Here is a 26,743-nt window from a genome sequence, read left to right as displayed (position 1 = left end):
CTGATCCTCCCTGATCATTTTGCAGAGTGTGGCCCGGCCTCGGTACCCGTCCAAGGACGAAAAGCGGCTTGCCGCCACCTTTGCCGGGAAAACTTTTCGAAACGCGGCCGGATCCCGCGCCTCGGTCTCAGCGCGCGCCGATGCCGAGGCGCGGAATCTCGATCGCCGGGCAGCGGCCGGCGACGACGGTGAACCCTTCGGTCGTCGCCTTCGCCTCCGCCTCGGCATGTCGGACTCCCAGCTGCGTCCAGATCACCGTCGGCCGCGGCGACAGCGCCATGGCGTCCTCGACGATCCCCGGCAGCGCGTCGCCGGCCCGAAACACGTCGACCATGTCGATCGGCTCGGCAATATCGGCAAGTCCGGCGACACAAGGCTGGCCGAGAATCTCCTTGCCGGCTTGGCCGGGATTGACCGGGATGACGCGATAACCCTGTTCCAGCAGAAAGCGCATCACGCCATGCGAGGGCCGCGCCGGATTGGGGCTTGCGCCAAGAAGCGCGATCACCTTGACGCTCTCCAGGATGTCGCGGATCACCGCGTCCTCGGCGGCACTCATTGCCCGGTCCAGACGGGCTTGCGCTTGCCGAGGAAGGCGGCGATCCCCTCGCCCGCATCGCGCGCCAAAAGGTTCTCGACCATCACCCCGGCCGCATAGTCGTAGGCCTCGGCCAGGCCCATCTCGGCCTGGCGGTAGAAGGCTTCCTTGCCGGTCTTCACCGTCAGCGATGATTTCGAGGCGATCGTGTCGGCATATTTGTCGACGACGGTGGCGAGATATTCCGGCGGCACGACGCGGTTGACGAGGCCGAAATCGCGGGCCGAGCGCGCGTCGATGGTCTCGCCGGTGAGGAGCATCTCCATCGCGTGCTTCGGGCTCATATTGCGCGAGAGCGCGACCATCGGCGTCGAGCAGAACAGGCCGATGTTGACGCCGGGCGTGCAGAAGGCGGCCTCTTCCGAGGCGATGGCGAGATCGCAGGAGGCGACGAGCTGGCACCCGGCGGCAGTGGCGAGCCCCGCGACCTCGGCGATGACCGGCCGGGGATGGCGCACGATCGCCTGCATCAGTTCCGCGCAGCGCCGCATCGTCGCCTCGAAAAAGGCCCGACCGCCGTCCTCGTCGGCCCGGTGCGCGGTCATCTCCTTCAGGTCGTGCCCGGCCGAAAACACCCGGCCGGCGGCGGCGATCACCACCACCCGGCAGTCCGGATCGTCCGCCGCCTCGGCCAGCGCTTTCATCAGCGCATCCATCATCGCCATCGACAGCGCATTCGTCGGCGGGCTGGACAGCCGGATTCGATGCATGCCGCCCGCCCGCTCGACGGAAACGGGATGGGCGAGATCCGCATCCGGCAGTGTGACGATATCGGCCATGTCGAAATCCTCCTGTCTGTTTCGTGCGTTCTACCGCAATACCCCGGAGCGCGGGAGGCCCGCCATGGGGGACGCCTTGCAGAAGGAGGAGGCATTTTTGCGGTATTATGATACCTTTATTCTCAAGTCTTTGTAATTACTACCGATTACCCAATATGCACGACCCTTTTGTTCTTGACGTCCACCCCTTCCCCCGCTACAGACCCTCCCAGAGAGCGGCAAGTGCCGCGCTTTTCGTTTGGCGCCCCTTCAAGAGCGCCGCATTGACGCTCATCCAAGGGTAGACCTTATGAAAACCTTCTCGCAGAAGAACGAGACGGTGGTGAAGAAGTGGGTCCTGATCGACGCCGAAGGGCTCGTCGTCGGCCGCCTCGCCTCCATCATCGCGCTTCGCCTCCGTGGCAAGCACAAGCCGACCTTCACCCCGCACATCGACGACGGCGACAACATCATCGTCATCAATGCCGACAAGGTGGTGTTCACCGGCAAGAAGTTCACCGACAAGACCTATTACTGGCACACCGGCTATGCCGGCGGCATCAAGCAGCGCAAGGCGCGGCAGATCCTCGAGGGCCGCTTTCCCGAGCGCGTCGTCGAGAAGGCCGTCCAGCGCATGCTGCCAGAGGGCCCGCTCGGCCGCCAGCAGCTGAAGAACCTGCGCGTCTATGCCGGTTCCGAGCACCCGCACACCGCGCAGACGCCCGACACCCTCGACGTCGGCGCGATGAACACCAAGAACCGGAGGGCTGCATAATGGCCGATCTGAATTCGCTCCAGAGCCTCGGCAGCGTCGAGACCCTCGTCGAAGCCCCGGTCCACGTCCAGAAGATCGACTCGCTCGGCCGCGCCTATGCGACCGGCAAACGCAAGGACGCGGTCGCCCGCGTCTGGGTCAAGCCGGGTTCGGGCAAGATCGTCGTCAACGGCAAGGAATTCGCGGCCTACTTCGCTCGCCCGGTGCTGCAGATGGTGCTGCGTCAGCCGATCGTCGCCGCCGCGCGTGACGGCCAGTTCGACATCATCGCCACCGTCGCCGGCGGCGGTCTGTCCGGCCAGGCCGGTGCCGTGCGCCACGGCATCTCCAAGGCCCTCACCTATTACGAGCCCGGCCTGCGTGCCGTCCTCAAGAAGGGCGGGTTCCTCACCCGCGACAGCCGCGTCGTCGAGCGCAAGAAGTACGGCAAGGCCAAGGCCCGTCGTTCGTTCCAGTTCTCCAAGCGCTAAGCTTCGAGGTTACGGATTTGGAGGAGGTCGGCGGCAACGCCGGCCTCTTTTTCGTTTGTGCGACGGCGCAAAGGGCAGAATCGAACGCATCGGCTGCTGCGCTGACCGGGGCGCCACTGCGCAGGCGATCGCCCTTTGGCGCGTGCCGACGGTCTGCTGACGCACCGAACCGGCACACCGGAGTGCGGACTGGTCTGCGATATTCGGACGGCGAACGAGCGGAGGCGCAGCGGACGATCAATATTGACCGCCCGACCATCCAGATCGGCGCTACCGGATCAGGCGCACCGTGTTGTTGCCGACGATGGTCACCTCAGGACATTCGATGATCACGCGGATGTCGTCATAGTCCCGATCGGAATCGCCGCGGCCGGGCGGTCGGTCTTCCCAGCCATAATACATGAACTTGCCTGCCGAGCAGGCTTCCGTCGACCGCTCCGGGGTCCGGTTCTTGCCGTAGGGGATGACACCACCCTGGTTCTTCGGCTTGCACTTTTCGAGGCTCGGGCAGAGCACGGTCTCGAGGATCGCCCAGCCGCCGAGATCGTAGGTTTCAGCCTGATTCTTGTCGAGCTCGGTATCGGTGCGATAGTCGTAGCGCTCGACGGAAGGCTTGTCCCAATTGTTCTTGTTCGTGCGGGAGTTTCGCACGTTGTAGAGCCGGAAGCTCATCATCTCGCCGGCCTGGCACACCGGCATGGGATCCTTGTACTTCGTTCCGCCGTTGTCGGCGATGGCGATGTCCGGCGTGCGCCCCTTGCTGACAGGATCGCCCTTCTTGTCCTTGTTGAAGCAGTACGCGTAGACGCGGTTGTAGTCGCCGGCCTCCGGGTCGAGCTGGGTGACGTTCGGCGGCTTGTAGATGCGCAGGGCGTCCTTGAAGCGCGCGACCGTTTCCGCCTTCACCGGCAAGGTCGAGCCGACGCCCGGCATGACCTGCGTCAGGCTCAGCGGAAGGTCGCCCGAGATCGTCACCGTATAGTCGTTGATGGCCGTCCAGCGGGCGTCGATGACGACGTTGCGCATGCCCGCCTCGTTCTGGAGCGTATCGCGAACGTTCTGAAGGATGGCGGACTGGGAATTCGTCGGCCCGTATTTCGCCACCGACAGGGCCGCGGCATCGGCCTTCGTCTGGAAGAGGTCGCGCGCACTCAACGCCCGCGAATAATCCATCGCCATGCCCATGGCGCCGATCAGCGGCAGGACCGCCAGCGCCGTGAGGACCCCGAAATTTCCTCGTCGATCCGAGATGAAAGCCTTGAACACCTTCGATTCTCCAGCCTCGATTTCTGAGGCTGCATCGTAGGCGGGGCAAAGATAACGTTGCCCCAAGGAAGGAAGTGAAGAACCGGTAAATTCCGTCGTGCAAATCTTCGGGTCGTGTCCCCGCCCGTGGTGTAGCTCGACGGTAGCGTCGCCGATCTCGCCCGCGCCTTTGATTGCGCTGTAGGACGGGATTGGCGACGCGGTGGTCACCAGCGGTTTCCGGTTAGGCTTGGGTTGCGAGACCTAACCGCAACCGGAGATCCCCTGATGACCGACGACATGATGAGCCTGCGCAGCCTTCTGGAGAAGACCCCGGACGCCGATCTGTTGCGCGAGATGATCGGCTTTGCCGCCGAGCGGCTGATGGAACTGGAGGTCGGCAATGCGACCGGCGCCGGCTATGGCGAGAAGAGCGCCGAGCGCCTCGCCCAGCGCAACGGCTATCGCGACAGGGACTGGCATACCCGTGCCGGCACCGTCGAGCTGCGCATTCCCAGGCTGCGCAAGGGCAGCTACTTTCCCGGCTTCCTCGAGCCGCGGCGCATGGCCGAGAAGGCCCTGACGGCCGTGATCCAGGAAGCCTATGTCCAGGGCATCTCGACCCGTTCGGTCGACGACCTGGTCAAGGCGATGGGCATGGACGGCATCTCCAAGAGCCAGGTGTCGAGGCTTTGCGAAGAGATCGACGGCAAGGTGAAGGTCTTCCTCGAACGGCCGATCGAGGGCGACTGGCCCTATCTCTGGATCGACGCGACCTACCTGAAGGTCCGCCGCGGCGGGCGCATCGTCTCGGTCGCAGTGATCATCGCCGTCGGCGTCAACGCCGATGGCCGGCGCGAGGTGCTCGGCATGGAGGTCGGCACCTCGGAAGCCGAACCGATCTGGACCGAATTCCTGCGCAAGCTGACCCGGCGCGGCCTGCGCGGCGTGAAGCTCGTCGTGTCCGATGCGCACGAGGGCATCAAGGCGGCCGTCACCAAGGTCCTGACGGCGACATGGCAGCGATGCCGGGTGCACTTCATGCGCAACGTGCTGGCCCATGCCGGCAAGAGCGGACGCCGGGTGGTGTCGGCCTTCATCGCCACCGCCTTCGCCCAGGAGACGCCCGAGGCCGCAAGCCTGCAATGGCGCTCCGTCGCCGACCAGATCCGGCCGAAGGTGCCCAAGCTCGCCGCCATCCTCGACGGCGCCGAAGAGGATGTCTTGGCCTACATGACCTTCCCCAGGGAGCATCGCGCCAAGCTGCACAGCATCAACCCCATCGAGCGGCTGAACGGGGAGATCAAGCGGCGCACCGACGTCGTCGGCATCTTTCCGAACGACGAGGCCATCCTGCGTCTCGTCGGCGCTCTGCTGCTCGAGCAGAATGACGAGTGGGCCGTGCAGCGGGCGAGGTACATGACGCTGGAATCCGTTGCACCCTTGAGCGATGATCCTCTCGTCAGCCTGCCAGCAATGACGCGCTGATCAACCCGGCCTGGCCGGAACCGACGTGTGACGCCGTCAGCTACACCACGCTAGGGGACACGATCAATCTTCGCTTTTGCACATGCCCAGACGGGCCTGTCATAAATCCGGTGAACGCCCGGCTTGGGATGGCGGCGGGCCGACTTCATTATGTCGGCGTTTTGCTCTAGAGCGCGAGGCTCCAGCAGCGGAGCGGACAAAATGGCTTCCAAATCGATCGACAACGCCTTCACCGCCGCCGACGTGCTCGGCGGCGCCAGCGACCCGACCTATGCCGGGATCGCCTCCTTCATGCGGCGCAAGCTGACGAAGTCACCCTCCGGCGCCGACGTTACCGTCTGGGGCATTCCCTTCGACGCCTCGGTGTCGAACCGGCCGGGCACGCGCTTCGGCCCTGCGGCGCTGCGGCGGGCGTCGCAGATCTTCGACAACGATCCGCAATATCCCTTCCACCGCGACCTGTTCGAGGCGTTAAGCGTCGTCGACTATGGCGACTGCCTGCTCGATTACCGGACGCCGGAGACGGCGCACGCGCTGATCCGGGCCGAGGCGGAGGCGATCCTTGCCGAGACCGGCTTCCTCCTGACGCTCGGCGGCGACCACTCGATCACCTTCCCGCTGCTGCAGGCGCATGCCGACCGGCACGGCGTGATGTCGCTCGTTCATTTCGATGCCCACCAGGACACCTGGCCACTGGCGCAATCGGCCGCCGGCGAACGCGTCGACCACGGCTCCTTCCTGACGGCCGCGGTAAAGCATGGGCTCGTCGATCCCTCGACCTCGATCCAGATCGGCATCCGGACCCATGCACCGGAGACGCTCGGGCTGGAAATCATCCATGGCAATGCCGTCGAGGACCTGACGTCGAGCGAGATCTCCCGGCGCATCCACGAGCGCACGAAGGGCCGGCCGGTCTATCTTTCCTTCGACATCGACTGCCTCGACGTCGCCTTCGCGCCGGGGACCGGCACGCCCGTCGCCGGCGGTCCATCGAGCGCGAAGATGCTCGCCGTCCTGCACCGGCTGAAGGATCTCGGCATCGTCGGCGCCGATGTCGTCGAGGTCTCGCCGCCCTACGACCATGCGGACATGACCGCCGTTGCGGGCGCGACGGTGGCTCTCTATGTCCTCGGCATCCTGGCCGAACGCAAGGCAGGATGACCGAATCAATCGACGCTCTTGCGGGACACAGCTGACAAGGCGATTCAGATCGCTCAGAAACCGATTCAACGACCTGTCGGCCGCGCATTCAGAACATCTCGCAAACCATTGAACATGAACACGGAGCAGACGCGATGGCGGACAAGATCAGGATCGGCGTGCTCGGCGCCAGCGGCTACACCGGGGCCGATCTGGTGCGCCTCGCCGTCCGCCACCCGAACATCGAGATCACGGCGCTCACCGCCAACAGCCATGCCGGCAAGCCGATGCGCGCCGTCTTCAAGCACCTCGCCCATGTTCCGCTGCCCGATCTCGTGAAGATCGAGGACGCCGACTGGGGCGCCGTCGACGCAGTGTTCTGCGGCCTGCCGCATGGCACGACGCAGGCGATCACGAAGAAGATCTTCGAGACCTATCCGGATATCAAGATCATCGACATGTCCGCCGATTTTCGCCTGCGCGACGCGGCGACCTACAAGGAATGGTACGGGCTCGACCATGTCGCGACCGACATCCAGCCGGAAGCCGTCTACGGCCTCACCGAGCACTACCGCGCCGACATCGCCAAGGCACGGCTGATCGCCTGCCCCGGCTGCTACCCGACCGCGGTGCTTCTGGCGCTGCTGCCGCTCGCGGGCGCCGGCCAGATCGACGTTACCGACCTCGTCATCGACGCCAAGTCGGGCGTCTCCGGCGCCGGCCGCAGCCCGAAGGAGAACGTCCTGTTCTGCGAGGCGGGCGAAGGCATGTCGCCCTATGCCGTCGGCAAGCACCGCCACATGGCCGAGATCGAGCAGGAGATCGGCAAGGTCGCGGGCGTTCAAAACCTGCGCGTCAACTTCACCCCGCATCTCATCCCGATGAGCCGGGGCGAGCTATGCACGAGCTATGTCCGGCTTGCCGGCGGAGCCACCGCGGCGGATTTGCGCGACACGCTCGTCGAGGCCTATGCGAACGAACCCTTCGTCACCGTCGCCGACGAGGGCGTTCTGCCGCAGACGCAGATGGTGCGCGGCTCCAACTACGTCGTCGTGAATGTCGTGCCCGACCGGATCCCCGGCCGCGCCATCGTCATCTCGACGCTCGACAATCTGGTGAAGGGCTCGGCTGGTCAGGCGATCCAGAACTTCAACGTCGCCTACGGCCTCGGCGAGACGACCGGCATCGAGCAGCTGCCGCTGTTCCCCTGAGCGGCAGCCTCCCTCACCTGAAGGAGGAAGGGCCTACGGCGTCATGCCGGCGGCGTTCTCGATCGGCGCACGGCGTCCCTCGGTGACTTTTGGCCTGACGCGGCCGGACGGCCGGGTATCCACGGCATAGGGACCCTTCAGCGCGCGGGCGTGGGCGGTGGCAAAGCCGAGCACCACGAGCGCGCCCCCCTGGTGCAGGAGCCCCCAGCCGATCGGCACGGCGAGGATCAGCGTAACGACGCCGATCGCCGCCTGCACGAGCACCAGGGCCAGAAGGATGACGGCGCGGCGGGCATGGGTGCTGCGCGGCGCCTGGCGAAGGCTTGCAAAGGCGTGCATCGCCACGACGGCGAGAAGGAGATAGGCGCCCATCCGGTGCATGAACTGCACCGTCATGACGTTCTCGAAGAAGTTGCGCCAGGCCGGCTGCATGATCATCAGGCCCTGCGGCACCAGCGAGCCGTCCATCAGCGGCCAGGTGTTGAAGGACAGGCCCGCATTGAGGCCGGCGACGAGACCGCCGAGATAGATCTGCAGCAGCGAAAGGATGACGATCAGCCGGGCCGCGCCGGCCGATTTCGCCGAGGGCGGCGCATCGTCCGAGTGCGGCGCGAGGCCCCGCGCCACCCAGAGCGTCGCGGTGAAGATCAGGCAGGCCGTCGTGAGATGGACCGCAAGGCGATACTGGCTGACATCCGTCCGGTTGACGAGGCCGGAAGCGACCATCCACCAGCCGATCGCCCCCTGCAGCCCGCCCAGCGCCAAGATGCCCACGAGCCGCGGCTTCAAACCCGCCGGGATGCGCCCGCGGATCCAGAACCAGGCGAGCGGGACGGCGAAGACGAGGCCGACGAAGCGGGCGAGGATGCGATGCGCCCATTCCCACCAGTAGATCGTCTTGAACTGCGAGAGCTCCATGCCCTGGTTCAGCTCGCGGTATTGCGGGATCTGCTGGTAGAGCGTGAACTCCTCCTGCCATTCGGCGTCCGAGAGCGGCGGCACGACGCCGTGGATCGGCTTCCACTCGGTGATCGACAGGCCGGATTCGGTAAGCCGCGTCGCGCCGCCGACGAGGACGAGCGCGAACACGACCGCCGCTACGGCGTAGAGCCAGTAGCGCACGGCCCGCCGGTCCCTCAGCGCGCGATCCTTCGTCACGCCGGTATCGGGAAAATCCTGGGTGGACGCGGTCGACATCGGCATCATCCCTCGAAAGTTCGGCGTACACCGCCGCCTGGGTCCGCCTTAGGATCGGTGGCGGTGCTTTCCGGTGATGTGACTCGAACCGGTCGCGGATTCAAGCGCCGCAAGCGTCGCAGGCGCGGCGCTGGCCTTTTTCGCTCGACGCGACTAAGCCGGCGGGGAAGCGTCAGGGAACGAGGCCCATGTCCATCAGAATGAAGAAGCTCATCGGCACGGTGGTGATGATCATCCTCGTTTCGCTCTACGCCATCTTCGCGACGGCCTACGCCTCGCTCTACCTCGCCAACGCCGGTGGCTGGACGCACCTTGCCTTCTTCTCGCTGACCGGCCTCCTCTGGGTCGTGCCGGCGATGCTCCTGATCCGCTGGATGGAAGGCTACAAGGGCAAGCCGCGCTCCTGATCGCGCACGAGCGCATGAAAATGCCTGCGCCACGCTCATCTTGACGCATCGGCCGGCGCTTTCGTCTGGTCCATCGCGCGGCAGCACCAGTTCCGGCGGCCGACCTCAGCCGAGATAGTGCGGGTCCGTGCCGCGCTCTTTCCAGAGCCCCGGCAGGCCGGACATCAGCACGTCGACATAGCGCGGGTCCTGATAGTAGCCGTTGAGCGAGAGACGCGGCAGCGCCTGGATGTTGGCCGACGACTTCGCCGTGAGGGCGTGAAGACGCGTGGTGAAGGCGGCGCGGTAGCCGAGATGCGCCGCCATCGCGAACTCGCGCGGGCCGCATGCATTGCGGTAGCCGTAGGGGTAGGCGAAGAAATCCGGACGGCGCCCGAGTTCGTCGCCGATGATCTCGCGCGAGCGCTGCATTTCGTAGACCAAGTCCGCCTCGTTCAAGCGTGCCAGCCGCGGATGCGTCATGGAGTGGGCGCCGATCGTGCAGAGCGGATCTTGGGAAAGCGTGCGCAGCTCGTCCCAGTCCATCACGCGCGCGCCGGCGTCGAGGACGTCGATGCCGTTGGCGGCGGCAATGCGCCGAACCTCGACGTCGACCTCCCCCTCGGCGCAGCGGTTCCTCAGATAGATGCTGAGCTGGTCGAAGACGCCGCATTTTTCAGCCGCGGTGCGGCACGGAAGAGAACCCGGCGCAAAGGGAACGACGACAGCCGCATTGTCGCGGACGACCTTCTCGATCATTTCCCACCACGGCAGGACGGAGCCGTCCGACAGGCCGGGCGTGACGAAGATCGTGTAGGGCACCTCTTCGCGCCGGAAGATCGGCGCGGCATGAACGGCATTGTTGCAGTAGCCGTCGTCCAGGGTGAAGGCGGCGAAGAAGCGCCCGCGCGCCCTGCCCTCGGCCTGCGCCTCGACGCGGCGGGCGACCTCGGCAAGATCGACGAAGTCGACGTCGCGCGCCTTGAGATGGCGAATGACCGCCTCCAGAAAGGCCGGAGCGACACGCAGGTGGCCGTTTGGCGGGAAATTGCCGAGCGGCTCCGGCGTGACATGGTGAAGGGTGAAGATCGCGCCCATAGGCCGCGTCCACCTGGCAGCGAGATCTGCCACACCCGATCGCCAGGTGGCATTCAGCGCACCCCGTCCGCCCCATGTCTTCCAGTCGGCCATTTCGCTTTCCGAGGCAACCGATCGCGGCTTGCGATCCCTACGCGCCATCCGCTCTTTTGCATCGTTCGGAAAAACTGTCAGCACCAGCCATCCAACCCTTTGCGACAGCCTAGAAGGCGATTCTTAAAATTTCTATGGCAAGTGAAGTGGCGACAGCGTTTCGGGAGGCCAGCCATCACTTCCTCTGAGGACTTGCTAGCCATGCCCGCCCTTTCGCTGCGGTTCGGGTTTTTCGCCGAAGGGGGCGGCGATGCGCTCGCGGACAGAAAATATGTCGGCACGCCTTTCCAGTCGGCAGGTTTCGTCGCCGCCTGGGAACGGACGCGCGGGCGCCTGAAACGCCGCACGCCGCTCTGGCTTGTGGCCGAGGACGTCGGTGGTGTCGCTGCCGTGCTGCCGCTCGAGGTCGACCGCCGCGGTCCCTGGCGGGTGGCCACCTTTCCCGGCGAGACCCATGCCAACGCCAATGGCTGGCGAGCACGCCCCGGTTTCGCGGCGCCGCGGCTGACCGCCGAGATCCTTGCTGCCGCGGCCCGTCCGGCGGATCTGCGGATCGACGCGCTGGACCTTCGGCGGATGCCCGACACCGCGTTCATCGGCCCCGATTTCGACCGACGTCCGGCCATCGAGGAACGTTTTGCGATCTCGCTGGCCGGTGGCCTGGAGGCCGTGCTGGCGCGCGGCAACGCCAAGCGCAAGCGCAAGAAATTCCGTTCGCAGCAGCGCTTCTTCGAGCAGCGCGGGGGCTACGTCTTCCAGGACACGCCGCCGGGCGATCGACCGACCGCCCTCGCGACCTTCTTCGATCAGAAGCGATCGCGGTTTGCCGAGCTGAAGATGCCGAACCCGTTCGCCGATGCCGGGATCAAGGCCTTTCTCGGCGATCTCTTCGCAGCCCCCGGGATCGACACGCGGCTTTACTGCATTCTCGGCGGCGGCGGCATCAAGGCGATGATGGGCGGGATCGTCGAGAACGGCGTCTTCTGGGGAATGTTCTCGTCGTTCTCGGACGATGCCGACGCCGATGTCAGTCCGGGAGAACTTCTGCTCTGGAATCTGGTCGAACGGCTCGCGGACGAAGGGCTCGAGCTCCTCGACCTCGGTCCGGGCGAGGAGCGCTACAAGCGATCCTGGTGCGACCGCGTGATCCCGCAATACGACGCGATTCTCGCCCTGACGGCCGCCGGAAGTCTCTACGTCGCGGCCGCACGGCTGCGCGGACAGTTCGTCCGATGGGTCAAGACCGATGCGCGGATGAAATCGGCGGTGCAGCGGGTTCGTCGACACCTACGCCGATCGTGATGGCCCCGGGCGAATTGGCAGTCAGAGAAGCTACCCGCCTCCCCTCTTCCCAACCGCCTCCCACGACTTGCCTCCAGCAAAGACCTCAGGCCGCGTGGCGGCGCTCGGCGATATCGTCGGGTGCGCCGAGGTTCATCAGGACGACATCGCCCAGACCGGCGTCGGCGAGTTCCTGCATCATGGCCTCGCCGCTCGCTTCCTTGCCCGGCTCGACCGCGACGATGAGGGCGGCCGTGCCGTCCATCAGGCGCAACAGCTTTTCCGGCGGCAGAAATCCGCAATCGACCATGGTGCAGTCGTAGACCTTGCCCAGTGCCTCGAGCACCACGTTCACTTCCTCGAAGGAGGCGTCGTCCGTGAGGGCGAGCCCTGACGACGACATCACATGGGCCGAGGTCCGGAGGTCGCGGTGGATGAGGTCGGCGAAGGAGGCCGTGCCGTCGGCCAGATCATGGCCGGACATGTTGTCCTCGGGAACGCCCATGGCGCGGGCCGCGGCGCTGTTCGGCGTCAGGTCGACGAGTATGGTCGAGCGATCGTGCGCGGCCAATTCGCGCGCCAGAATGACGCCGGCGGGGCGTCCCTGCGCATCGGCGGAAACGATGAGGACGCGCGGCACCTCGCTCTTCAAAAGCGCCTCGCCGAGCTCGGCCGCGTTCGTCAGGCTGCTGGCGGGCGCAGGGGGAGCCGGCGGCATGGTGGTCGGCGCAACGGTCACGGGAGCATCGACCAGGGTCTCGTTCCGGCGCGGCAGCGGGCTGGGCGTCAGTGCGCGCCCTGAGAAGAGTTCGCGCAGGAGAAGCGCTATGGCGGAGAACAGGAAGCCGGCGACCCCGGCCGCAGCGGTGATCGGCAGGACCTTCGGGAAATAGGGCTCGGCCGGAAGCTGCGCCTGCGAGAATACGCGCGCGTCGACCGGCAGGTAGTCGCGCGAGCCACGGGCAATCGCCTCGCGATAGCGTGTCATGTAGCTCTCGAGAAGCTGGCTCTGGGACTCGGCCTCGCGCTCCAGCGAACGCAGTTCGACCGCCTGGCTGCCGGCCTTGGCGGAATCGATCTTCAACTGCTCCATCTCGGCCGTCAGGGCGGCTTCCCGCTGGCGGGCAGCGTCTGCCTCGGTCTCGAGGGACGCACGGACCTTGGCGGCCTCGCGCGCGATTTCGGTATCGAGATCACGCCGCTGCGAGCGCAGCGACCGCAGTCGCGGGTGATTTTCCAGAAGCGTCGTCGACAGGTCGGCGATCTCCGCCTTGAGCGCCACCTCGCGCTCGCGCAGCGCCTGCACCGTGGGCGACGCCAGGACTTCCGAGACGGTGTCGAGGGCGATCCCGCGCTCGATCGCATCCTGGACGCTGTTCGCCCGGCTTTCCGCCGCGGCGCGCGCCGCCCGGGTCCGCGACAGTTCCGTGGCAATTTCCGAAAGCTGCTGCGTCGCCAGCACGCTCTGGTTCTGACCGACGAGGAGGTCGGATTGGGCCCGGTAGGCCGCGACCTTGCCCTCGGCATCCTTTACCGAGGTCTGAAGATCGGCGATCTCCTGTTCCAGCCAGCCCGTCGCATTATTGTTGGAGGTGAGCAGCGCCCCCTTCTGCCGGCTGAGATATTCCGTGGCGATGGCGTTCGGAATGTCGCGGGCGAGAAGCGGATCGTGCGAGGAGAACTCGATGACGAGGACGCGCTGGTTCTCCTTGCGGTAGACCTGCAGCTTCTCGCGCATCTTCTCGATGACTTCGCCCGGCAAGGAGTCCGCCTCGGGGCGGACACGGGTGACGAGGCGGTCGAGAAGCGACGGCGAGGGAGAAAACTCTGCAAGGGTCGCCAGTTTGAATTTTTCGGCGACGTCGCCGAGGATCTCCGCCGAGGTCATCAGCGACACCTGGCTCTCGACGCTTTCCGGGCTGAGCGTGCCCTCGGCAGCGTTGGTCGAGGCGTCGCTGCGCGTGAAAGCCGATTCACGCGCCTCGATCACGATCTGCGTCTCGGCCTGGTAGCTGGACGGCAGCAGTGTGGCGACGGCAAAGCCGGCACCGGCGAAGGCCACCGTGGACAACAGCACCGTCAGCTTGCGCGCCCAGAGAGCGGAGGTCAGCCGGCCGATGTCGACGTCGACATCGTTGTGATCCTGTCCAACCTTCGACATCGCTATTCTCCAGCCCGCTCGCTCCGAAGAAAATCCTCTATTAAGGTAACCGAGAGGTTAACGCGCCTTCTCACTGACGATTATCGCGCTTGGTTTACGTTCGATTAACCCTAACGAAGCTATAACGTTTGGCAGCCAAAGCGGGTTTTGAGCGGTGGGGACGAGGGTCGAGCGGTATGGGTATTCGAAGCATGGGACTTCTTTGCCTGGTCGGCTCGATGCTCGCCGGCTGCGCCAGCTATCAGCCGACGCCGCCCGCCTTTCACGACGTCCTGAACGAGCCCTATCATCTCGACAGCGGCGACCGCGTGCGCGTCACGGTGTTCGAGCAGGATGGCCTCACCAACACCTATGCGGTGGACAAGGGCGGGTATTTCTCGATGCCCCTCGTCGGCACCGTCCCTGCCCGCGGCAAGACCACCAAGCAGCTGGAGACGCTGTTGTCGCAGAAGCTGCGCGACGGTTTCCTGCGTGACCCGGACATCACGGTCGAGGTCGACCAGTACCGGCCCTTCTTCATCATGGGCGAGGTCGGCACCGGCGGCCAGTATACCTACGTCCCCGGCATGACCGTGCAGAATGCCGTCGCCATCGCCGGCGGCTACAGTCCCCGCGCCGAGCAGAAGACGGTCGACGTCACGCGCCAGGTCAACGGCAACGTCGTCACCGGCCGGGTGCTCACCTCCGATCCGATCCTGCCCGGCGACACGCTCTTCGTGCGCGAAAGGCTTTTTTAACCGATCTCGGACGCGGGTTCTAAACCACTCGTCGTTTAGATTGTGGGCAAACTGCTAGCCGCGATCGCGGTCGCCCCGACACTTCACGCCGAGCGACACTCCATGAAGAAGCTCCGTATCGTCCATTGCTTCCGGTCTCCCGTCGGCGGAATCCTTCGGCACGTGCGCGATCTCATCGACGCCCAGATCGCTGCCGGACACCAGATCGGCATCCTCTGCGACTCGATCACCGGCGGCGCCTTCGAGGAGGCGCTGATCGCGGAGCTTGCTCCACGGCTGACGCTCGGGGTGCACAGGGTGACCATGCGGCGGGCGATCGGACCGACGGACATCGTCGACCTCTGCCGGACCTATGCCCTCATCCGCGACATCGCACCGGACGTGCTGCATGGCCATGGCGCCAAGGGCGGTGCCTACGCCCGGCTCGTCGGCACGGCCATCAGGCTCTCGGGCACGCGCACGGCCCGCCTCTACACGCCGCATGGCGGCAGCATGCATTATGATCCGCGCACGATCGGCGGGAGGTTGTTCTTCGCGCTCGAGCGGATCTTCGAACGTATGACGGACCACCTGCTGTTCGTCTCCGAATATGAGAAGACGGCCTATCGCACGAAGGTCGGGGAGCCGCGGGTCCCCGCACGAATCGTCTACAACGGCCTGTCGGAGGCCGAATTCTCTCCCGAACCGGTCGACGCGAATGCGGTCGATTTTCTCTACATCGGCATGCTGCGCGCGCTGAAGGGTCCCGACATCTTCATCGAGGCCCTGGGCGAGATAGCGAGATCCACCGGCATCGCGCCGACCGCCGTCGTCGTCGGCGCCGGCGAGCAGAAGGGCGAACTGGTCAGGCGGGCCGAGGCGCTTCTTCCCGGCCAGGTCAAGTTCTACGATCCGATGCCGATCCGTCGGGCGCTGCGCCTCGCAAGGATCATGGTCCTGCCGTCACGGGCCGATTCCCTGCCCTATGTGCTCCTCGAAGCCATTTCCGCGGATCGTCCCGTCGTCGCCGTCGATGTCGGCGGCGTTAGCGAGATCATTCCGCCGGACCTGCAGCCCCTCGCCAGGCCGAACGACGCCGCGGCACTGGCCGCGATGATGGCGGCGCGCCTCGCGCAGCCACTCCTCACGCCGCATCCGCTGATGCAGCATGTGCGCAGCCGCTTTGCTTTGGCGCGGATGGCCAGCGACACCATGGCCGCCTACCGCGAGGCGATCCGCCATTCGAGAAAGGCCAATTCCAGCCGCCAGCCGCTTGAGGTCAGCCGGCTGGAAAAACCGGCAGAGCCCGTCCGCCCAGCCAACGCAAAGGAATCTTAGCATTGTCGCGCTAGGGTCGCGGCAGCGATCCCGCGATGTCCGCTGGCCCGCGATGCGGACCTCGTTCGAACAGCCAGTCCTGCGCCGCAGTGGCGGAGAAGGGCGGCCCGGCACGACGGGACAGGAGGCGGCAGCGTGAAACACGACGGACAAGGGCCCTTCTCGCGCGACGCCATTCGGGCCATCCCCGCCGAAGTGGTGGCGTCCGCCACCCCTTCGCTCAACAGCTTCGCCGCGAGAACCGCGGCACAGTTCCAGACCCAGGTGATGTCGCCGAAGCTCTTGAGCGGCATCTGGCGACTGGTGGAGTTCGGGCTCCTCCTCGGCGCCGCCCAGAGCGTCTACTTCGCCTATGTCGGTTCCGAGAACGGCGTGTTCTCGCAATATCTCCTCATTTCGCTCCTCGGCGCGGCCCTCGGCGTGCTCGGCATCCAGCTGGGCCATGGCTACGAGATCGCCACCATGCGATCGCGCCTGAAGCAGCTGGCGCGGGTGAGCCTCGCCTGGTCGGCAGCAATCGCCGCCGTCGCCGTGATCCTCTTCTTCATGAAGGCACAGACCGATTACTCCCGCGTCTGGATGGGTGCCTGGTTCCTGACGGGACTGCTGGCGCTGGGCGCGGCGCGCCTGTTCCTCGGCATGAACATCCGCCGCTGGGCCCGCAACGGCGTGATGGAGCGACGCGCGGTCATCGTCGGCGGTGGCGAAGCCGCCGAGTCGCTCATCCGCGGCCTGGAACGCCAGGATGACAACGACATCCGCATCTGCGGCATCTTCGACGATCGCAACGATCGCCGCTCGCCGCCCATCGTCGCCGGCTATCCAAAGCTTGGCAATGTCCATGAACTGGTCGAATTCGCCCGATTGGCGCGCATCGACATGCTGATCGTGACGCTGCCCCTGTCGGCGGAAAAGCGCGTCCTGGCGCTCCTGAAGGAGCTTTGGGTCCTGCCGCTCGACATCCGCCTGTCGGCCCACGCGGCGCATCTGCGTTTCCGACCGCGCTCCTATTCCTATATCGGCCAGATCCCACTGATCGACGTCTTCGACCGACCGCTGGCGGACTGGGACCGGATCGCCAAGCGGATTTTCGACCTCGTCATCGCGAGCCTTGCCCTCGTCCTCCTGTCGCCCGTCTTCCTCGCCACAGCGATTGCGATCAAGCTGGATTCCAAGGGCCCGGTCTTCTTCAAGCAGAAGCGCCACGGCTTCAACAACCGCGTCGTCGAGGTCTTCAAGTTCCGCTCGATGTATCACGAGATGTCCGATCCGACCGCGCGCCGGATCGTGACCAGGGGCGATCCGCGCGTCACCCGCGTCGGGCGTTTCATCCGCAAGAGTTCGATCGACGAGTTGCCGCAGCTCTGGAACGTCATCCTCGGCTCGCTCTCGCTGGTCGGTCCGCGGCCACATGCGGTCAATGCGGTGTCGAGCCAGAACGAGGCCTTCGTCGAGATCGTCGACGGCTATTTCGGGCGTCACAAGGTGAAGCCGGGGATCACGGGCTGGGCGCAGATCCACGGATTCCGCGGCGAGATCGACCAGCAGGACAAGCTGAAGAAGCGTATCGAGCACGACCTCTATTACATCGAGAACTGGTCGATCCTGCTCGACATCGCGATCCTCGCGCTGACGCCGATCAGCCTGTTCAAAACCGAGCACGCCTACTGAAATGAGTCTCGCCCCCTCCCCGCTCTGGCCGCCGGCGCCCCGGTCCCCGCCTGGTCCCGGCCTGTCGCGGGCCGAGCTCGGGCGCCGGCAGTTCGCCATGCTGGCCAGCGGCTCGATCGGCTTCGGCGTGTTCCTCTCGGGTTTCGTCATCTCCGAGCCGGCGCCCTACGAGCTGTTCATGGCGGGGCTGATCGGGATTTTCGCGCTGACGGGCGCACTGAGGATCAGCGCCGGCACGGCGCCCCTCCTGGTGCTGCTGCTCGTCTTCAATATCGGCGGCCTCGTCTCGATCACCCAGATGGCGAAGCTTGCCGACGGACCGATGTATGTCGCGGTCTCGACATTCCTTGCCCTCTCGGCCGTGTTCTTCGCGGCGGTGATCGAGGCAGACTGGCGCCGCCTGAAGCTGATCTACAACGCCTATACCCTTGCGGCCCTCGCGACCGGGACCATCGGTATCCTCGGCTATTTCAACGCCTTTCCCGGCGCCGAGATGTTCACGCTCTACGACCGCGCCAAGGGCGCCTTCCAGGACCCCAACGTGTTCGGGCCGTTCCTGACGCTGCCGGCGGTCTTCCTCGTCCAGCGCATCATCACCGAGCGCCTGGCGACCGTGCCGCTGAAGCTGATCACGCTCGGCATTCTGACGCTGGCCGTCTTTCTCTCGTTCTCGCGCGCCGCCTGGGGCCTCTTCGCGTTCTCGATCCTCCTCTCGGTCGGCTTCCTGCTTTTGAAGGAGCGCTCGACGAGATTCCGGCTGAAGATCGCGGCCATCGCCGCGGTGGGCGTCGTGACGATGATCCTCGTCATCCTCGTGGCGATGCAGTCGGAAAAGGTGTCGGATCTCTTCTTCGAGCGCGCCGAGCTCGTCCAGTCCTACGATTCCGCGCGCCTCGGGCGCTTTGCCCGCCATCTTCTCGGCTTCCAGATGGCGATGGAGCATCCGCTCGGCATCGGGCCGCTGGTGTTCGGGCCGATCTATGGCGAGGACACCCACAATATCTGGCTGAAGGCGCTGCTCGACTATTCCTGGCTGGGATTTGTCGCCTGGATCGTCTTCACCTTCCTGACCCTGGCGCTCGGCCTGAAGATCCTGCTGCGCCATCGCCCCTGGCAGCCCTATCTGATGGCCGCCTACAGCGTCTTCGTCGGCCATGTCGGCATCGGCAACGTCATCGATACCGACCACTGGCGGCATCACTATCTGATCTTCGGGATCATCTGGGGCTGCATCGCGCTCGAGCGCCGCTGGCAGTTGCACGGACCGCCCGAGGGCTGGGCGTCCGCGCCGGATTCGCCGCCGCGGGCGGCGGCCTGAGCCCCGCCGCTGCCCGCTGATTTCGGGCGGGCTTGGCCCGGCCTGCCAGGCGACCGTTCGAGCCAGCACGGTACGGTCGATGCCGATGGCCTGCCCCGCCCCGTCGATCAGGCGCCGCGTGCTCGATGATCAGTACTCGACGACGCCTTCGAGCGCGTAGTGCTGCACCGTCTTGCGGTTGGCGATCAGTTCGTCGACCGTCGGCGATCCGGTCATGGCGCGCGAGATGGCGAGCTTCGTCGCCTCGTAATTGGTACGATAGAGGTCCTTGAGATCGATCTCGGCATGGTCGGCGCAGCGCGGGTCGAGCCAGATCATGATGATCATGCACAACTCGTCCGCCTCGTCCTTCGGCAGAATCCCCTCGATCAGGCAGTCGACGATGGCGTCGCCCGTCGCGCCCTGCACCACGCCGCCGAGAAGATTGACGTAAGCGAGATCGTGGATCGTGGCCTTCGTCGTCATCATCGTGGCGGGACGGACCAGCTGGTTCAGGTCGCGGACGACGAACATGCGGGTGTGACCGGCCGTCTGGCCCATCATCGCGGCGAAAGCGGCGCCGACCGGGCCACGCACGGATCCGAGCAGCACTTCCGGCATGGCGTCGGTATATTGCCCCTCTGCGGCGAGCACGGTCGCCTCGCCGGTCCTGAACCAGATGTCGGTCATGTCTGTCTCCTGCCTTCGTTCCTGCCGTCGGCTAGGCATGCTGCATCGCCGCGCCGTGGGCAAGCCCCGGGCAGCCACGGCGGCTTCGCTCGGCTTCGCCAAGCCGCCTTGCTCGGTATCGGTCGCCATGCCTGCCCCTTAGAGCATGACCCCGAAAGCTGGCTTCCGGCTTTCGGGGTCATGCGGAAACAAAGAACGAGAGCGCCGGGCGAAAAAGTGGGAACCGGTTTTTCGCAGTATCCGGCGCGGCAACTTGAAAGCCAGCGTTTCGCGCGATCCCGGACAATCGCCCGAAACGCCAAAGCGGGCCGGCGATTCGAAGAAAAGCCATCCCGCTTTGGACGTGCGTGTGCGGCCCGATCATTCCGTCGTGAGCCGCCGCGGTCGACGCCAGGCGATGGTCGGTCCGGCAGCGTCTGGAAGGCGCGCCGGAGATGGACAGATGCCGCGGGCGATCTGCCCTGACAGTCGGCCGCAGGGTGCTTCCTGCAGCGAGCTTTCCGAATGAGGCCCGGCCCATCTGTGCGATCGGCGCGGGCGCGCGCGGAGAAAATGTCCGGAAGGGGCAAGCCGAAGGCAATGCAAGGAAGCGGATTTATCCGGGGAGGCCGAACCCGGCGGTCTCAGAAGCCGGCGCCGGTTCCAAGTCCCATGCAGACGAGAAAGTTCGAGTTGTTGCGCAGATCGGACGCGGCGAGCTTGTCGCCGCGCGCGACCAAACGACCCCTGCCCTCGCGGACGGCAACGGCGGCGGCGAGTTCATCGGCGATCCCCGGCGTCCCATAGACGTCCGCTCGGCAGTCGCCGTCCCTCCGACAGGACTGCACCGCCCAGGACTTCGCCTCGGAAAGCTTCCGGAAAGCACGGAACATCAGGGCTTCGTCGGTTTCGACCTTGACCACGAACATCGGCACCTCCCGCGGGGTAACACGATGAGTGAACCACAAAGAACTGTGGCTGAAAAGCGGCAATGGGAGGAGCCCAAGATCGCCGTTTGTAGCGTCACCCCTGAAAAGGCGGTGGCGCGCTGGCGCTGACGCCGTGACGCATGGGCGACCCAACAACCGCGGCCGCCAGACTGCATGTCGCAGCGACAGAGACGGCTGTCCTAAGAATATCGGTCGTCCGATGCCGGGAGTGGCAGGGAAATCAGTAGGAATTCGGTCGGCGGGCAAACATTCCCTGGTCGATCTCGCGTTGCCGACGCTCGAGATCGTCGATCGAGACGGACTCGTTCAGGTAGTCCATCGCGCGGTCGCGCTTGTTGCGCTGACCGAAGGCGGCACGGAGGGAACGGCTGAGGATATTCATGGAAAAGCTCCTTATATCTGCTGCAAATTACCGCGCGCCCGGATTTGCTGCAACGCACAATCCTGCATGCAAGCCATGCATCGGGATCGAAGCATTCACCTCCGTCCGCGATGGTGTCCCGACGTGCCGCACGCCCTGTCAGCAACGCAGAATATTTTTATACCGACCGATATAATTAAAGCTTGACCCTGAGCGGCGCGTTTGGCATTTCGTTTCATATCGAACGGTATGCAACGGAGGAGGCGCGCGATGAACGATCAGGCCAGTGATACCGAAGGGACGTCGAAGCAGGCCCTCTGCGGTCGCCTCGCTTCCATGACGGCCCCGCAAGCCGATGCACCGGCCGTCGACGCCGGCAGACCGCAGGCCGACGAGGCGACCGAAGAGGGGCTGACGATCCCGCTCACGACGCTGGAGCGACTGCGCCGGCTCGAGGAATTCAGCGCCGCCTGAACAGGCGCCCTGCCGCTCGCGGGCTGTCGGGATAGCCCCATCCCGGCATGAAAAATCGGCATGAAAAAACCGGCGGATCCAGTGGATTCGCCGGTTCTTTTGCGTCGGGTCGGGCCGATCAGGCGTGATCGAGCTTGCCGTCGTGGCGGCGCCAGAGGCCGAGCGGGTTTTCGTCCTTCAGCGCGTCCGGCAGGAGCTCTGCCGGCAGATCCTGGTAACAGACCGGACGCAGAAAGCGCGCGATGGCGAGGCTGCCGACCGAGGTCGAGCGGCCGTCGGACGTCGCCGGGAACGGCCCGCCGTGCACCATGGCATGCGCCACCTCGACGCCCGTGCCGAAGCCGTTGACGAGGAGGCGTCCGGCCTTGCGCTGAAGCAGCGGCAGAAGCTTCGCCGCGGCCGCATGGTCGCCGGCGTCGATGTGGAGGGCAACGGTCAGTTGGCCCTCGAGCGCCTCGACCACGCGGCGCAGCGCCGCCTCGTCGGCGCAGCGCACGACCAGCGAGGACGAACCGAACACCTCGTCCTGAAGCTCGGGATGGGCGAGGAAATCCTCGGCCGTCGTCGAGAACAGCATGGCCTGGCCACGCAGCGTCTCGGCTGCCTGCCCCTCGCCGACCTTGGTGACGCTCGCATGGCCGGCAAGCCGCGCAGTGCCTTCGCAATAGGCCTTGTGGATGCCGGGGGTCAGCATCACGGCGGCGCTGGCGCTGGCGAGAGCCGTTGCCGCGGCGGCGACGAACGCGTCGAGCCCCTCGCCCTCGACCGCAAGGATCAGGCCGGGATTGGTGCAGAACTGCCCGGCGCCCAGCGTCAGCGAGCCCGCAAAGGCCGTGCCGATGGCGGCACCGCGGGCGGCGAGAGCGGCGGGGAAGAGGAGGACCGGGTTGATGCTGCTCATCTCGGCATAGACCGGGATCGGCTCGGGACGGGACGCCGCGATCTTCATCAGGGCCGTGCCGCCGCCGCGAGAGCCGGTGAAGCCGACGGCGCGAATGCGGCTGTCAGCGACGAGGCCCTGGCCGACTTCGCGGCCGCTGTCGAAGAGAAGCGAGAACACGCCCTCCGGCAGGCCGCAATCCTTGACGGCCTTCTGCACGGCGCGCCCGACGAGCTCGGACGTCCCGGGATGGGCCGAATGCGCCTTGACGATGACCGGGCAGCCGGCAGCGAGCGCCGAAGCCGTGTCGCCGCCGGCAACCGAGAAGGCGAGCGGAAAATTCGAGGCACCGAAGACCGCCACGGGACCGACAGGCACGTTGCGCAGGCGCAGATCGACACGCGGCAGCGGCTTGCGGTCGGGCAGCGCCTTGTCGATCCGGGCGTCGAGGAATCCGCCGTCGCGCAGGACGCCGGCAAAGTGCTTCAGCTGGCCCATGGTGCGGCCACGCTCACCCTCGATCCGGCCGCGCGGCAGCCCGGTCTCGGTGATGCAGCGCTCGATCAGCTCGTCGCCGATGGCGAGGATGTTGTCGGCGATGGTCTCGAGGAAGACGGCGCGGTCCTCGAGGCTGGTCTCGCTGAAGACGTAGAAGGCCTCGTCGGCCAAAGCACAGGCGGCTTCGAGGTCGTCCATCGTGGCGCCGCCGAAGCCGGGCTCAAGCTTCTCGCCCGTCGCGGCATCAAGCCCGAAAATCTCGCCGTGGGTGCCCTTGCGGACGGCATGGCCGATGATCTGTTCGCCGAGAATGGTCATGGAGAGTCTCCTGAACGGAAATGTCGTGCCGCATCGTCTTGATCGGCAGAATCGTCTGGATGGCAGGCCTAGAGATAGGTCCCCGGAGCCAAAACCCAAGCCTCCCCGGCCGGGCAAACGTCCTTTCGAGCGCCTGCCGCGGCCGGGAGGCGCTTTATTTGCCCCAGTGCATGACCAGCGGATCGAGCTCGCGGGCGAGTTCGAGAAGGCCTGCCTTGGTGTCGGGGTGGATCTGGTCGAGCGGGTGACGGACGACGTCGCTGCGGATGACGCCGCCGGCGGCCATGGCGGTCTTGGCGGCGCGCAGGCCGCACTGGCGGTTCTCGTAGTTGATCAGCGGCAGGATGCGCTCGTAGGCCTTGGCAGCGGCCTTGCGGTCGCCGGCCTTGTGATGCTCGACGACGGGACGGATGAGGTCGGGCAGGAGCGCGCTCGACATGGTGCCGGTGGCGCCGGCGTCGAGATCGGCCATCAGGGTGATCGCCTCCTCGCCATCGAAGGGCCCGGCGACGAGATCGCCGCCGGCGGCGATCAGCGCGCGCAGCTTGGCGGCGGTCTGCGGCACCTCGATCTTGAAATAGCGCACCAGCGGAACGGCCTCGGCGATCTTCAGAAGCGCCGGCACGGACAAAGTGACGCCCGAGAGCGGCGCGTCCTGGATCATGATCGGCAGGCCGCTCGCATCAGCGACGCGGCCGAAATGCTCGATCATCGAGGTCTCGTCGATGCGCATGCCGACGCCATGATAGGGCGGCATCAGCATCAGCATGGCCGCGCCCTGCTCGGCGGCGCGGCGCGCACGGTCCGCGGCGATGGCGGTGGCGAAATGGCTGCAGGTGACCATCACCGGCACCCGGCCGGCGACATGCTCGAGGCTGAGCTTGGTCAGCGTCTCGCGCTCTTCGTCGGAGACGAGGAACTGCTCGGAATAGTTGGCGAGGATGCAGATGCCGTCGACGCCCTGGTCGACCATGCAATCGAGAACCCGGCGCATGCCGTCGAGGTCGAGGTCACCATTCTCCATGAAGGGGGTCGGGGCCACCGGAAAGAGACCGGCGAAGGGGGTAGACGCAAGATTTGCCATCAGGTTTTCCACGAAGCGACTGGAGCGATGGCCGGAGATCACCGCGGTGATCGACGGCGGAGGGAATGGAGCGTTTGCCGGCCCGTTCGTTGGCGCGCCACAAGGCGGCACGCGGTCCCGGCGGCGCGAGAACTCGCGCCTTGGAATAGGCCAGGCGCGCGCAAGCGTCCAGCACCGGCGCACGAATTTGGCGGAGCGGGCGCAAGGAATAAGGCGAAAGGCGGCTGAAGGAACCGGCCTGAGCCGGTTCGGACGTTCAGCTGGAACTCGCGGTCCGGCGCGGCGCCGAACAGAACGTCATCTCTTTCGGAGGGATTTCAACTCGCGTCGGGCCATGCCGCAACGGGCGCGCAACGACGGATCAGAAGAGAAAAGGCGAGGGATAATTTGGTCGGAGCGAGAGGATTCGAACCTCCGACCCCTTGGACCCCATCCAAGTGCGCTACCAGGCTGCGCTACGCTCCGACTGGGGAGTTCGTAGAGTTTCTGAGGCCGCCGCGCAAGTGTCTTTCATCGCTCAGGCGAAGAAGCCGGCCGGAACGGCGTCGCGACAGGATCGTCGGATCAGCGGACCTGGTCGAGGAGACGCTTGCACTCCAGGAGTTCCATCAGAACGTCCTGCAATGTCTGCGCGCTGTCGGCGGGCATGCCGAGGCGCGGGCCCGGTTCCGGGTCACGGCGCAGAAGGCCGGACAGGCCGAGACGCGAGCGGCCGGCCTCCGGCTTGGCCGCGGGAGGGGGAAGCTCGTCTTCCTCGGTGTCCACCGAAATCGTCTCGGCCACATCGCCCTGCTCGTCGTCGGATGCGTCGCCACGCCCCATCTCGAGCGTCTCGAGACCCGACATGTCGCCAGAGCCGAGCGCCATCACGAAACGGTTGCCGCTCTCCTTCAGGATGCGCTGCACGCCCTTGATCGTGAAACCCTTGACGTAAAGGAGAAAGCGGATCCCCTTCAGGAGCTCGACATCGTCGGGCCGGTAGTAGCGGCGACCGCCGCCGCGCTTCATCGGCTTGATCTGCGCAAAGCGCGTTTCCCAGAAACGCAGCACGTGTTGCGGCAGGTTCAGGTCCTCCGCCACTTCGCTGATGGTGCGAAAGGCGTCGATGCTCTTGTCTGGCATGGGGGGTATCGGGACTTCGGTCAGGGAATTACTCGGCCGCCTTCAGCATGTCCGGGGCGGGAGCGCTGGCCTGCCGGCGCTTGCTGTGGGATTCGAGAATGCAGTCCTTCATGACGTTGGACGGCTTGAACACCGCAACACGGCGCGGCGAGATCGGCACTTCCTCGCCGGTCTTCGGATTGCGCCCGACGCGCTCGTTCTTGTCGCGGACCAGGAAGGAGCCGAAGGAGGAGATCTTGACGGATTCGCCGCGCGCGATGGTGGAGCAGATTTCCTCCAGGACCATCTCGACGAGATAAGCCGACTCGGTGCGAGACAGACCAATCTTGCGAAACACCGCCTCGGCGAGGTCGGCCCTCGTCACCGTTCTGTCACCCATTGCGATCCCCTTGTTCCGCCTTGATTTGCATCGCCCGCTCCCCAACGGAGACGATCAATCAACTGGCCTGCTTTAAAATACCGATATTCGCCTGTTAATCAAGATTTGACCCATCACCACCGCACGACGACCGCGCCCCAGGTGAAACCGCCGCCCATCGCCTCGAGGAGGACAAGCTGGTCTCGCTGGATTCGGCCATCGCGGACGGCGCGGTCGAGTGCCAGGGGTATCGAAGCGGCCGACGTGTTGCCGTGGTCCTGGACGGTGACGACGACTTTTTCCGGCGCGATGCCGAGCTTCTTGGCCGAGGCGTCGATGATCCGCCGGTTGGCCTGATGCGGAACGAACCAGTCGATGTCGTCGGGACCGATGTCGAGGGCGGCGAAGGAATCCTCGATGACGTCTGTGATCATGCCGACGGCGTGCTTGAAGACCTCGCGCCCCTCCATCCGCAGCTTGCCGACGGTTCCGGTCGTCGAAGGCCCGCCGTCGACGTAGAGCTTCTTTTCGTGCTCGCCGTCGGATCGCAGCCGCGAGACGAGGATGCCGCGGTCGTTGACCGTCCCCTCGCCTTCCGCCGCCTCGATCACCACGGCGCCCGCTCCATCGCCAAACAGGACACAGGTCGAGCGGTCCTCCCAGTCGAGGATGCGGGAGAACGTTTCTGCGCCGATGACGATCGCGCGCTTGGCCATGCCGGTGCGGATGTAGAGATCCGCCGTCGTCAGGGCGTAGACGAAGCCCGAGCAGACCGCCTGGAGGTCGAAGGCAAAGCCGTGGCGCATGCCGAGTCGCTGCTGCAGCTGCACGCTCGAGGCCGGAAAAGTGTTGTTGGGCGTCGTCGTCGCGAGAATGATGAGATCGATGTCGGCGATCGTCAGGCCCGCCGCATCGAGCGCCCGTCGCGCGGCGCCCTCCGCCAGCGATACCGTGGTCTCGCCCTCGCCGGCGACATGCCGGCTGCGGATGCCGGTACGCTGAACGATCCACTCGTCGGAGGTCTCGACGACGCCGGCAAAATCCTGGTTCGTCATGATCCGTTCGGGCAGCATCGAGCCCGTGCCGCGAACGATCGATCGAATGAT

General features: G+C 65.8%; 26 protein-coding genes and 1 tRNA gene. 12 read left to right on the top strand and 15 right to left on the bottom strand.

The features are described 5' to 3' along the window. Positions 1-127: 127 nt before the first annotated feature. Together Sa4125_RS08190 and Sa4125_RS08185 are read right to left on the bottom strand one after the other, a co-directional pair. Positions 128-559 (bottom strand): CoA-binding protein, encoded by a 432-nt coding sequence (locus tag Sa4125_RS08190; RefSeq protein ID WP_224005753.1) that lies wholly within the window; start codon positions 557-559, stop codon positions 128-130. Continuing rightward, positions 556-1,377 carry an enoyl-CoA hydratase gene (locus Sa4125_RS08185; protein ID WP_224005752.1) on the bottom strand — a complete coding sequence of 274 codons (822 nt, stop codon included), beginning with the start codon at positions 1,375-1,377 and terminating at the stop codon, positions 556-558. Before Sa4125_RS08185 ends, Sa4125_RS08190 begins: the two co-directional genes overlap by 4 nt. A 289-nt stretch (positions 1,378-1,666) precedes the next feature. Here Sa4125_RS08185 and rplM point away from each other — a divergent pair, with 289 nt between their 5' ends. After that, positions 1,667-2,131 carry a 50S ribosomal protein L13 gene (gene rplM, locus Sa4125_RS08180; RefSeq protein WP_188850159.1) on the top strand — a complete coding sequence of 155 codons (465 nt, stop codon included), beginning with the start codon at positions 1,667-1,669 and terminating at the stop codon, positions 2,129-2,131. Then, positions 2,131-2,601: a 30S ribosomal protein S9 gene (rpsI, locus tag Sa4125_RS08175; RefSeq protein ID WP_224005750.1), complete on the top strand. Its 471-nt coding sequence runs from the start codon at positions 2,131-2,133 to the stop codon at positions 2,599-2,601. The genes rplM and rpsI overlap by 1 nt, the downstream gene beginning before the upstream one ends. Before the next feature lie 270 nt (positions 2,602-2,871). Here rpsI and Sa4125_RS08170 read toward each other — a convergent pair whose 3' ends face one another. Beyond that, a complete protein-coding gene (locus Sa4125_RS08170) occupies positions 2,872-3,867 on the bottom strand; it encodes a TadE/TadG family type IV pilus assembly protein (RefSeq protein ID WP_224005748.1) in 996 nt (331 codons plus the stop codon). 267 nt (positions 3,868-4,134) lie between these two features. On the opposite strand from Sa4125_RS08170, the gene Sa4125_RS08165 reads away from it, so the two are divergent. The 3 genes from Sa4125_RS08165 to argC all read left to right on the top strand — a co-directional run bounded on the left by Sa4125_RS08165 (position 4,135) and on the right by argC (position 7,685). Beyond that, complete coding sequence (locus Sa4125_RS08165) at positions 4,135-5,334, top strand: IS256 family transposase (protein ID WP_224001988.1); 1,200 nt, start codon at positions 4,135-4,137, stop codon at positions 5,332-5,334. A 201-nt stretch (positions 5,335-5,535) separates the two neighbouring features. Then, complete coding sequence (gene speB, locus Sa4125_RS08160) at positions 5,536-6,495, top strand: agmatinase (RefSeq protein ID WP_224005746.1); 960 nt, start codon at positions 5,536-5,538, stop codon at positions 6,493-6,495. 134 nt (positions 6,496-6,629) lie between these two features. After that, on the top strand, positions 6,630-7,685 hold the full coding sequence (argC, locus tag Sa4125_RS08155; protein ID WP_224005744.1) for an N-acetyl-gamma-glutamyl-phosphate reductase: 1,056 nt from the start codon (positions 6,630-6,632) through the stop codon (positions 7,683-7,685). Positions 7,686-7,718: 33 nt separating this feature from the next. Here argC and Sa4125_RS08150 read toward each other — a convergent pair whose 3' ends face one another. Further along, positions 7,719-8,882: a COX15/CtaA family protein gene (locus tag Sa4125_RS08150; protein ID WP_224005742.1), complete on the bottom strand. Its 1,164-nt coding sequence runs from the start codon at positions 8,880-8,882 to the stop codon at positions 7,719-7,721. A gap of 188 nt (positions 8,883-9,070) precedes the next feature. On the opposite strand from Sa4125_RS08150, the gene Sa4125_RS08145 reads away from it, so the two are divergent. Next, positions 9,071-9,289, top strand: coding sequence for a DUF2842 domain-containing protein (locus Sa4125_RS08145; RefSeq protein ID WP_224005740.1), 219 nt, complete (start codon positions 9,071-9,073; stop codon positions 9,287-9,289). Positions 9,290-9,394: 105 nt separating this feature from the next. Here the strand turns inward: Sa4125_RS08145 and Sa4125_RS08140 are convergent, their stop codons facing one another. Further along, a complete protein-coding gene (locus Sa4125_RS08140) occupies positions 9,395-10,366 on the bottom strand; it encodes a polysaccharide deacetylase family protein (RefSeq protein ID WP_224005737.1) in 972 nt (323 codons plus the stop codon). Here Sa4125_RS08140 and Sa4125_RS08135 point away from each other — a divergent pair. Beyond that, complete coding sequence (locus Sa4125_RS08135) at positions 10,340-11,761, top strand: GNAT family N-acetyltransferase (RefSeq protein ID WP_224005734.1); 1,422 nt, start codon at positions 10,340-10,342, stop codon at positions 11,759-11,761. The genes Sa4125_RS08140 and Sa4125_RS08135 overlap by 27 nt on opposite strands. Positions 11,762-11,846: 85 nt before the next feature. On the opposite strand, the gene Sa4125_RS08130 is transcribed toward Sa4125_RS08135, so the two are convergent. Beyond that, positions 11,847-13,901, bottom strand: coding sequence for a GumC family protein (locus Sa4125_RS08130; protein ID WP_224005731.1), 2,055 nt, complete (start codon positions 13,899-13,901; stop codon positions 11,847-11,849). Between the two features lie 191 nt (positions 13,902-14,092). Here Sa4125_RS08130 and Sa4125_RS08125 point away from each other — a divergent pair, with 191 nt between their 5' ends. The 4 genes from Sa4125_RS08125 (at position 14,093) to Sa4125_RS08110 (ending at position 18,944) form a co-directional block, all read left to right on the top strand. After that, positions 14,093-14,638 carry a polysaccharide biosynthesis/export family protein gene (locus tag Sa4125_RS08125; RefSeq protein ID WP_224005728.1) on the top strand — a complete coding sequence of 182 codons (546 nt, stop codon included), beginning with the start codon at positions 14,093-14,095 and terminating at the stop codon, positions 14,636-14,638. A gap of 102 nt (positions 14,639-14,740) precedes the next feature. Further along, positions 14,741-15,955 (top strand): glycosyltransferase, encoded by a 1,215-nt coding sequence (locus tag Sa4125_RS08120; RefSeq protein WP_224005725.1) that lies wholly within the window; start codon positions 14,741-14,743, stop codon positions 15,953-15,955. A gap of 135 nt (positions 15,956-16,090) precedes the next feature. Continuing rightward, positions 16,091-17,626, top strand: a complete 1,536-nt coding sequence (locus Sa4125_RS08115) for an undecaprenyl-phosphate glucose phosphotransferase (RefSeq protein WP_224005722.1) — start codon at positions 16,091-16,093, stop codon at positions 17,624-17,626. A 97-nt stretch (positions 17,627-17,723) separates the two neighbouring features. Then, the gene (locus Sa4125_RS08110) at positions 17,724-18,944 is read left to right on the top strand and encodes an O-antigen ligase family protein (protein WP_224007660.1); all 1,221 of its coding nucleotides are present in this window, start codon (positions 17,724-17,726) and stop codon (positions 18,942-18,944) included. Between the two features lie 129 nt (positions 18,945-19,073). Here Sa4125_RS08110 and Sa4125_RS08105 read toward each other — a convergent pair whose 3' ends face one another. The 3 genes from Sa4125_RS08105 to Sa4125_RS08095 all read right to left on the bottom strand — a co-directional run bounded on the left by Sa4125_RS08105 (position 19,074) and on the right by Sa4125_RS08095 (position 20,924). Then, complete coding sequence (locus Sa4125_RS08105; protein WP_224005719.1) at positions 19,074-19,613, bottom strand: formaldehyde-activating enzyme; 540 nt, start codon at positions 19,611-19,613, stop codon at positions 19,074-19,076. 623 nt (positions 19,614-20,236) lie between these two features. Further along, positions 20,237-20,521: a hypothetical protein gene (locus Sa4125_RS08100; protein WP_224005716.1), complete on the bottom strand. Its 285-nt coding sequence runs from the start codon at positions 20,519-20,521 to the stop codon at positions 20,237-20,239. A 241-nt stretch (positions 20,522-20,762) separates the two neighbouring features. After that, on the bottom strand, positions 20,763-20,924 hold the full coding sequence (locus tag Sa4125_RS08095; protein WP_224005714.1) for a DUF3563 family protein: 162 nt from the start codon (positions 20,922-20,924) through the stop codon (positions 20,763-20,765). 249 nt (positions 20,925-21,173) lie between these two features. Between Sa4125_RS08095 and Sa4125_RS08090 the strand changes: the two genes are divergently transcribed. After that, positions 21,174-21,377: a hypothetical protein gene (locus Sa4125_RS08090; RefSeq protein ID WP_224005712.1), complete on the top strand. Its 204-nt coding sequence runs from the start codon at positions 21,174-21,176 to the stop codon at positions 21,375-21,377. A gap of 118 nt (positions 21,378-21,495) precedes the next feature. Here Sa4125_RS08090 and Sa4125_RS08085 read toward each other — a convergent pair whose 3' ends face one another. From Sa4125_RS08085 to Sa4125_RS08060, 6 genes are all read right to left on the bottom strand, one after another. After that, entirely contained in the window at positions 21,496-23,073 is a 1,578-nt protein-coding gene (locus Sa4125_RS08085) for an aldehyde dehydrogenase (NADP(+)) (RefSeq protein WP_224005710.1), read from the bottom strand. Positions 23,074-23,227: 154 nt separating this feature from the next. Then, positions 23,228-24,157, bottom strand: a complete 930-nt coding sequence (locus Sa4125_RS08080) for a dihydrodipicolinate synthase family protein (RefSeq protein ID WP_224005708.1) — start codon at positions 24,155-24,157, stop codon at positions 23,228-23,230. A 388-nt stretch (positions 24,158-24,545) separates the two neighbouring features. After that, a tRNA-Pro gene (locus tag Sa4125_RS08075) sits at positions 24,546-24,622 on the bottom strand. A gap of 99 nt (positions 24,623-24,721) precedes the next feature. Beyond that, entirely contained in the window at positions 24,722-25,279 is a 558-nt protein-coding gene (locus tag Sa4125_RS08070; RefSeq protein WP_224005706.1) for a MerR family transcriptional regulator, read from the bottom strand. Positions 25,280-25,307: 28 nt separating this feature from the next. After that, positions 25,308-25,658, bottom strand: coding sequence for an integration host factor subunit alpha (locus Sa4125_RS08065; RefSeq protein WP_224005704.1), 351 nt, complete (start codon positions 25,656-25,658; stop codon positions 25,308-25,310). 113 nt (positions 25,659-25,771) lie between these two features. Beyond that, a complete protein-coding gene (locus Sa4125_RS08060; RefSeq protein ID WP_224007658.1) occupies positions 25,772-26,743 on the bottom strand; it encodes a beta-ketoacyl-ACP synthase III in 972 nt (323 codons plus the stop codon).

The organism is Aureimonas sp. SA4125 (assembly GCF_019973775.1).
Classification (GTDB): Bacteria; Pseudomonadota; Alphaproteobacteria; order Rhizobiales; family Rhizobiaceae; genus Plantimonas.
The sequence above is the reverse complement of the archived record's forward strand: the minus strand, read 5'-3'. Positions and strand labels throughout refer to the sequence as shown.

Coding starts and splice junctions, on each gene's coding strand:
- Sa4125_RS08190 (WP_224005753.1), bottom strand. CDS start 559: ATGAGTGCCGCCGAGGACGCGGTGATCCGCGACATCCTGGAGAGCGTC.
- Sa4125_RS08185 (WP_224005752.1), bottom strand. CDS start 1,377: ATGGCCGATATCGTCACACTGCCGGATGCGGATCTCGCCCATCCCGTT.
- rplM (WP_188850159.1), top strand. CDS start 1,667: ATGAAAACCTTCTCGCAGAAGAACGAGACGGTGGTGAAGAAGTGGGTC.
- rpsI (WP_224005750.1), top strand. CDS start 2,131: ATGGCCGATCTGAATTCGCTCCAGAGCCTCGGCAGCGTCGAGACCCTC.
- Sa4125_RS08165 (WP_224001988.1), top strand. CDS start 4,135: ATGACCGACGACATGATGAGCCTGCGCAGCCTTCTGGAGAAGACCCCG.
- speB (WP_224005746.1), top strand. CDS start 5,536: ATGGCTTCCAAATCGATCGACAACGCCTTCACCGCCGCCGACGTGCTC.
- argC (WP_224005744.1), top strand. CDS start 6,630: ATGGCGGACAAGATCAGGATCGGCGTGCTCGGCGCCAGCGGCTACACC.
- Sa4125_RS08150 (WP_224005742.1), bottom strand. CDS start 8,882: ATGTCGACCGCGTCCACCCAGGATTTTCCCGATACCGGCGTGACGAAG.
- Sa4125_RS08145 (WP_224005740.1), top strand. CDS start 9,071: ATGTCCATCAGAATGAAGAAGCTCATCGGCACGGTGGTGATGATCATC.
- Sa4125_RS08135 (WP_224005734.1), top strand. CDS start 10,340: ATGGTGAAGGGTGAAGATCGCGCCCATAGGCCGCGTCCACCTGGCAGC.
- Sa4125_RS08140 (WP_224005737.1), bottom strand. CDS start 10,366: ATGGGCGCGATCTTCACCCTTCACCATGTCACGCCGGAGCCGCTCGGC.
- Sa4125_RS08130 (WP_224005731.1), bottom strand. CDS start 13,901: ATGTCGAAGGTTGGACAGGATCACAACGATGTCGACGTCGACATCGGC.
- Sa4125_RS08125 (WP_224005728.1), top strand. CDS start 14,093: ATGGGACTTCTTTGCCTGGTCGGCTCGATGCTCGCCGGCTGCGCCAGC.
- Sa4125_RS08120 (WP_224005725.1), top strand. CDS start 14,741: ATGAAGAAGCTCCGTATCGTCCATTGCTTCCGGTCTCCCGTCGGCGGA.
- Sa4125_RS08110 (WP_224007660.1), top strand. CDS start 17,724: ATGCTGGCCAGCGGCTCGATCGGCTTCGGCGTGTTCCTCTCGGGTTTC.
- Sa4125_RS08105 (WP_224005719.1), bottom strand. CDS start 19,613: ATGACCGACATCTGGTTCAGGACCGGCGAGGCGACCGTGCTCGCCGCA.
- Sa4125_RS08100 (WP_224005716.1), bottom strand. CDS start 20,521: ATGTTCGTGGTCAAGGTCGAAACCGACGAAGCCCTGATGTTCCGTGCT.
- Sa4125_RS08095 (WP_224005714.1), bottom strand. CDS start 20,924: ATGAATATCCTCAGCCGTTCCCTCCGTGCCGCCTTCGGTCAGCGCAAC.
- Sa4125_RS08090 (WP_224005712.1), top strand. CDS start 21,174: ATGAACGATCAGGCCAGTGATACCGAAGGGACGTCGAAGCAGGCCCTC.
- Sa4125_RS08085 (WP_224005710.1), bottom strand. CDS start 23,073: ATGACCATTCTCGGCGAACAGATCATCGGCCATGCCGTCCGCAAGGGC.
- Sa4125_RS08080 (WP_224005708.1), bottom strand. CDS start 24,157: ATGGCAAATCTTGCGTCTACCCCCTTCGCCGGTCTCTTTCCGGTGGCC.
- Sa4125_RS08070 (WP_224005706.1), bottom strand. CDS start 25,279: ATGCCAGACAAGAGCATCGACGCCTTTCGCACCATCAGCGAAGTGGCG.
- Sa4125_RS08065 (WP_224005704.1), bottom strand. CDS start 25,658: ATGGGTGACAGAACGGTGACGAGGGCCGACCTCGCCGAGGCGGTGTTT.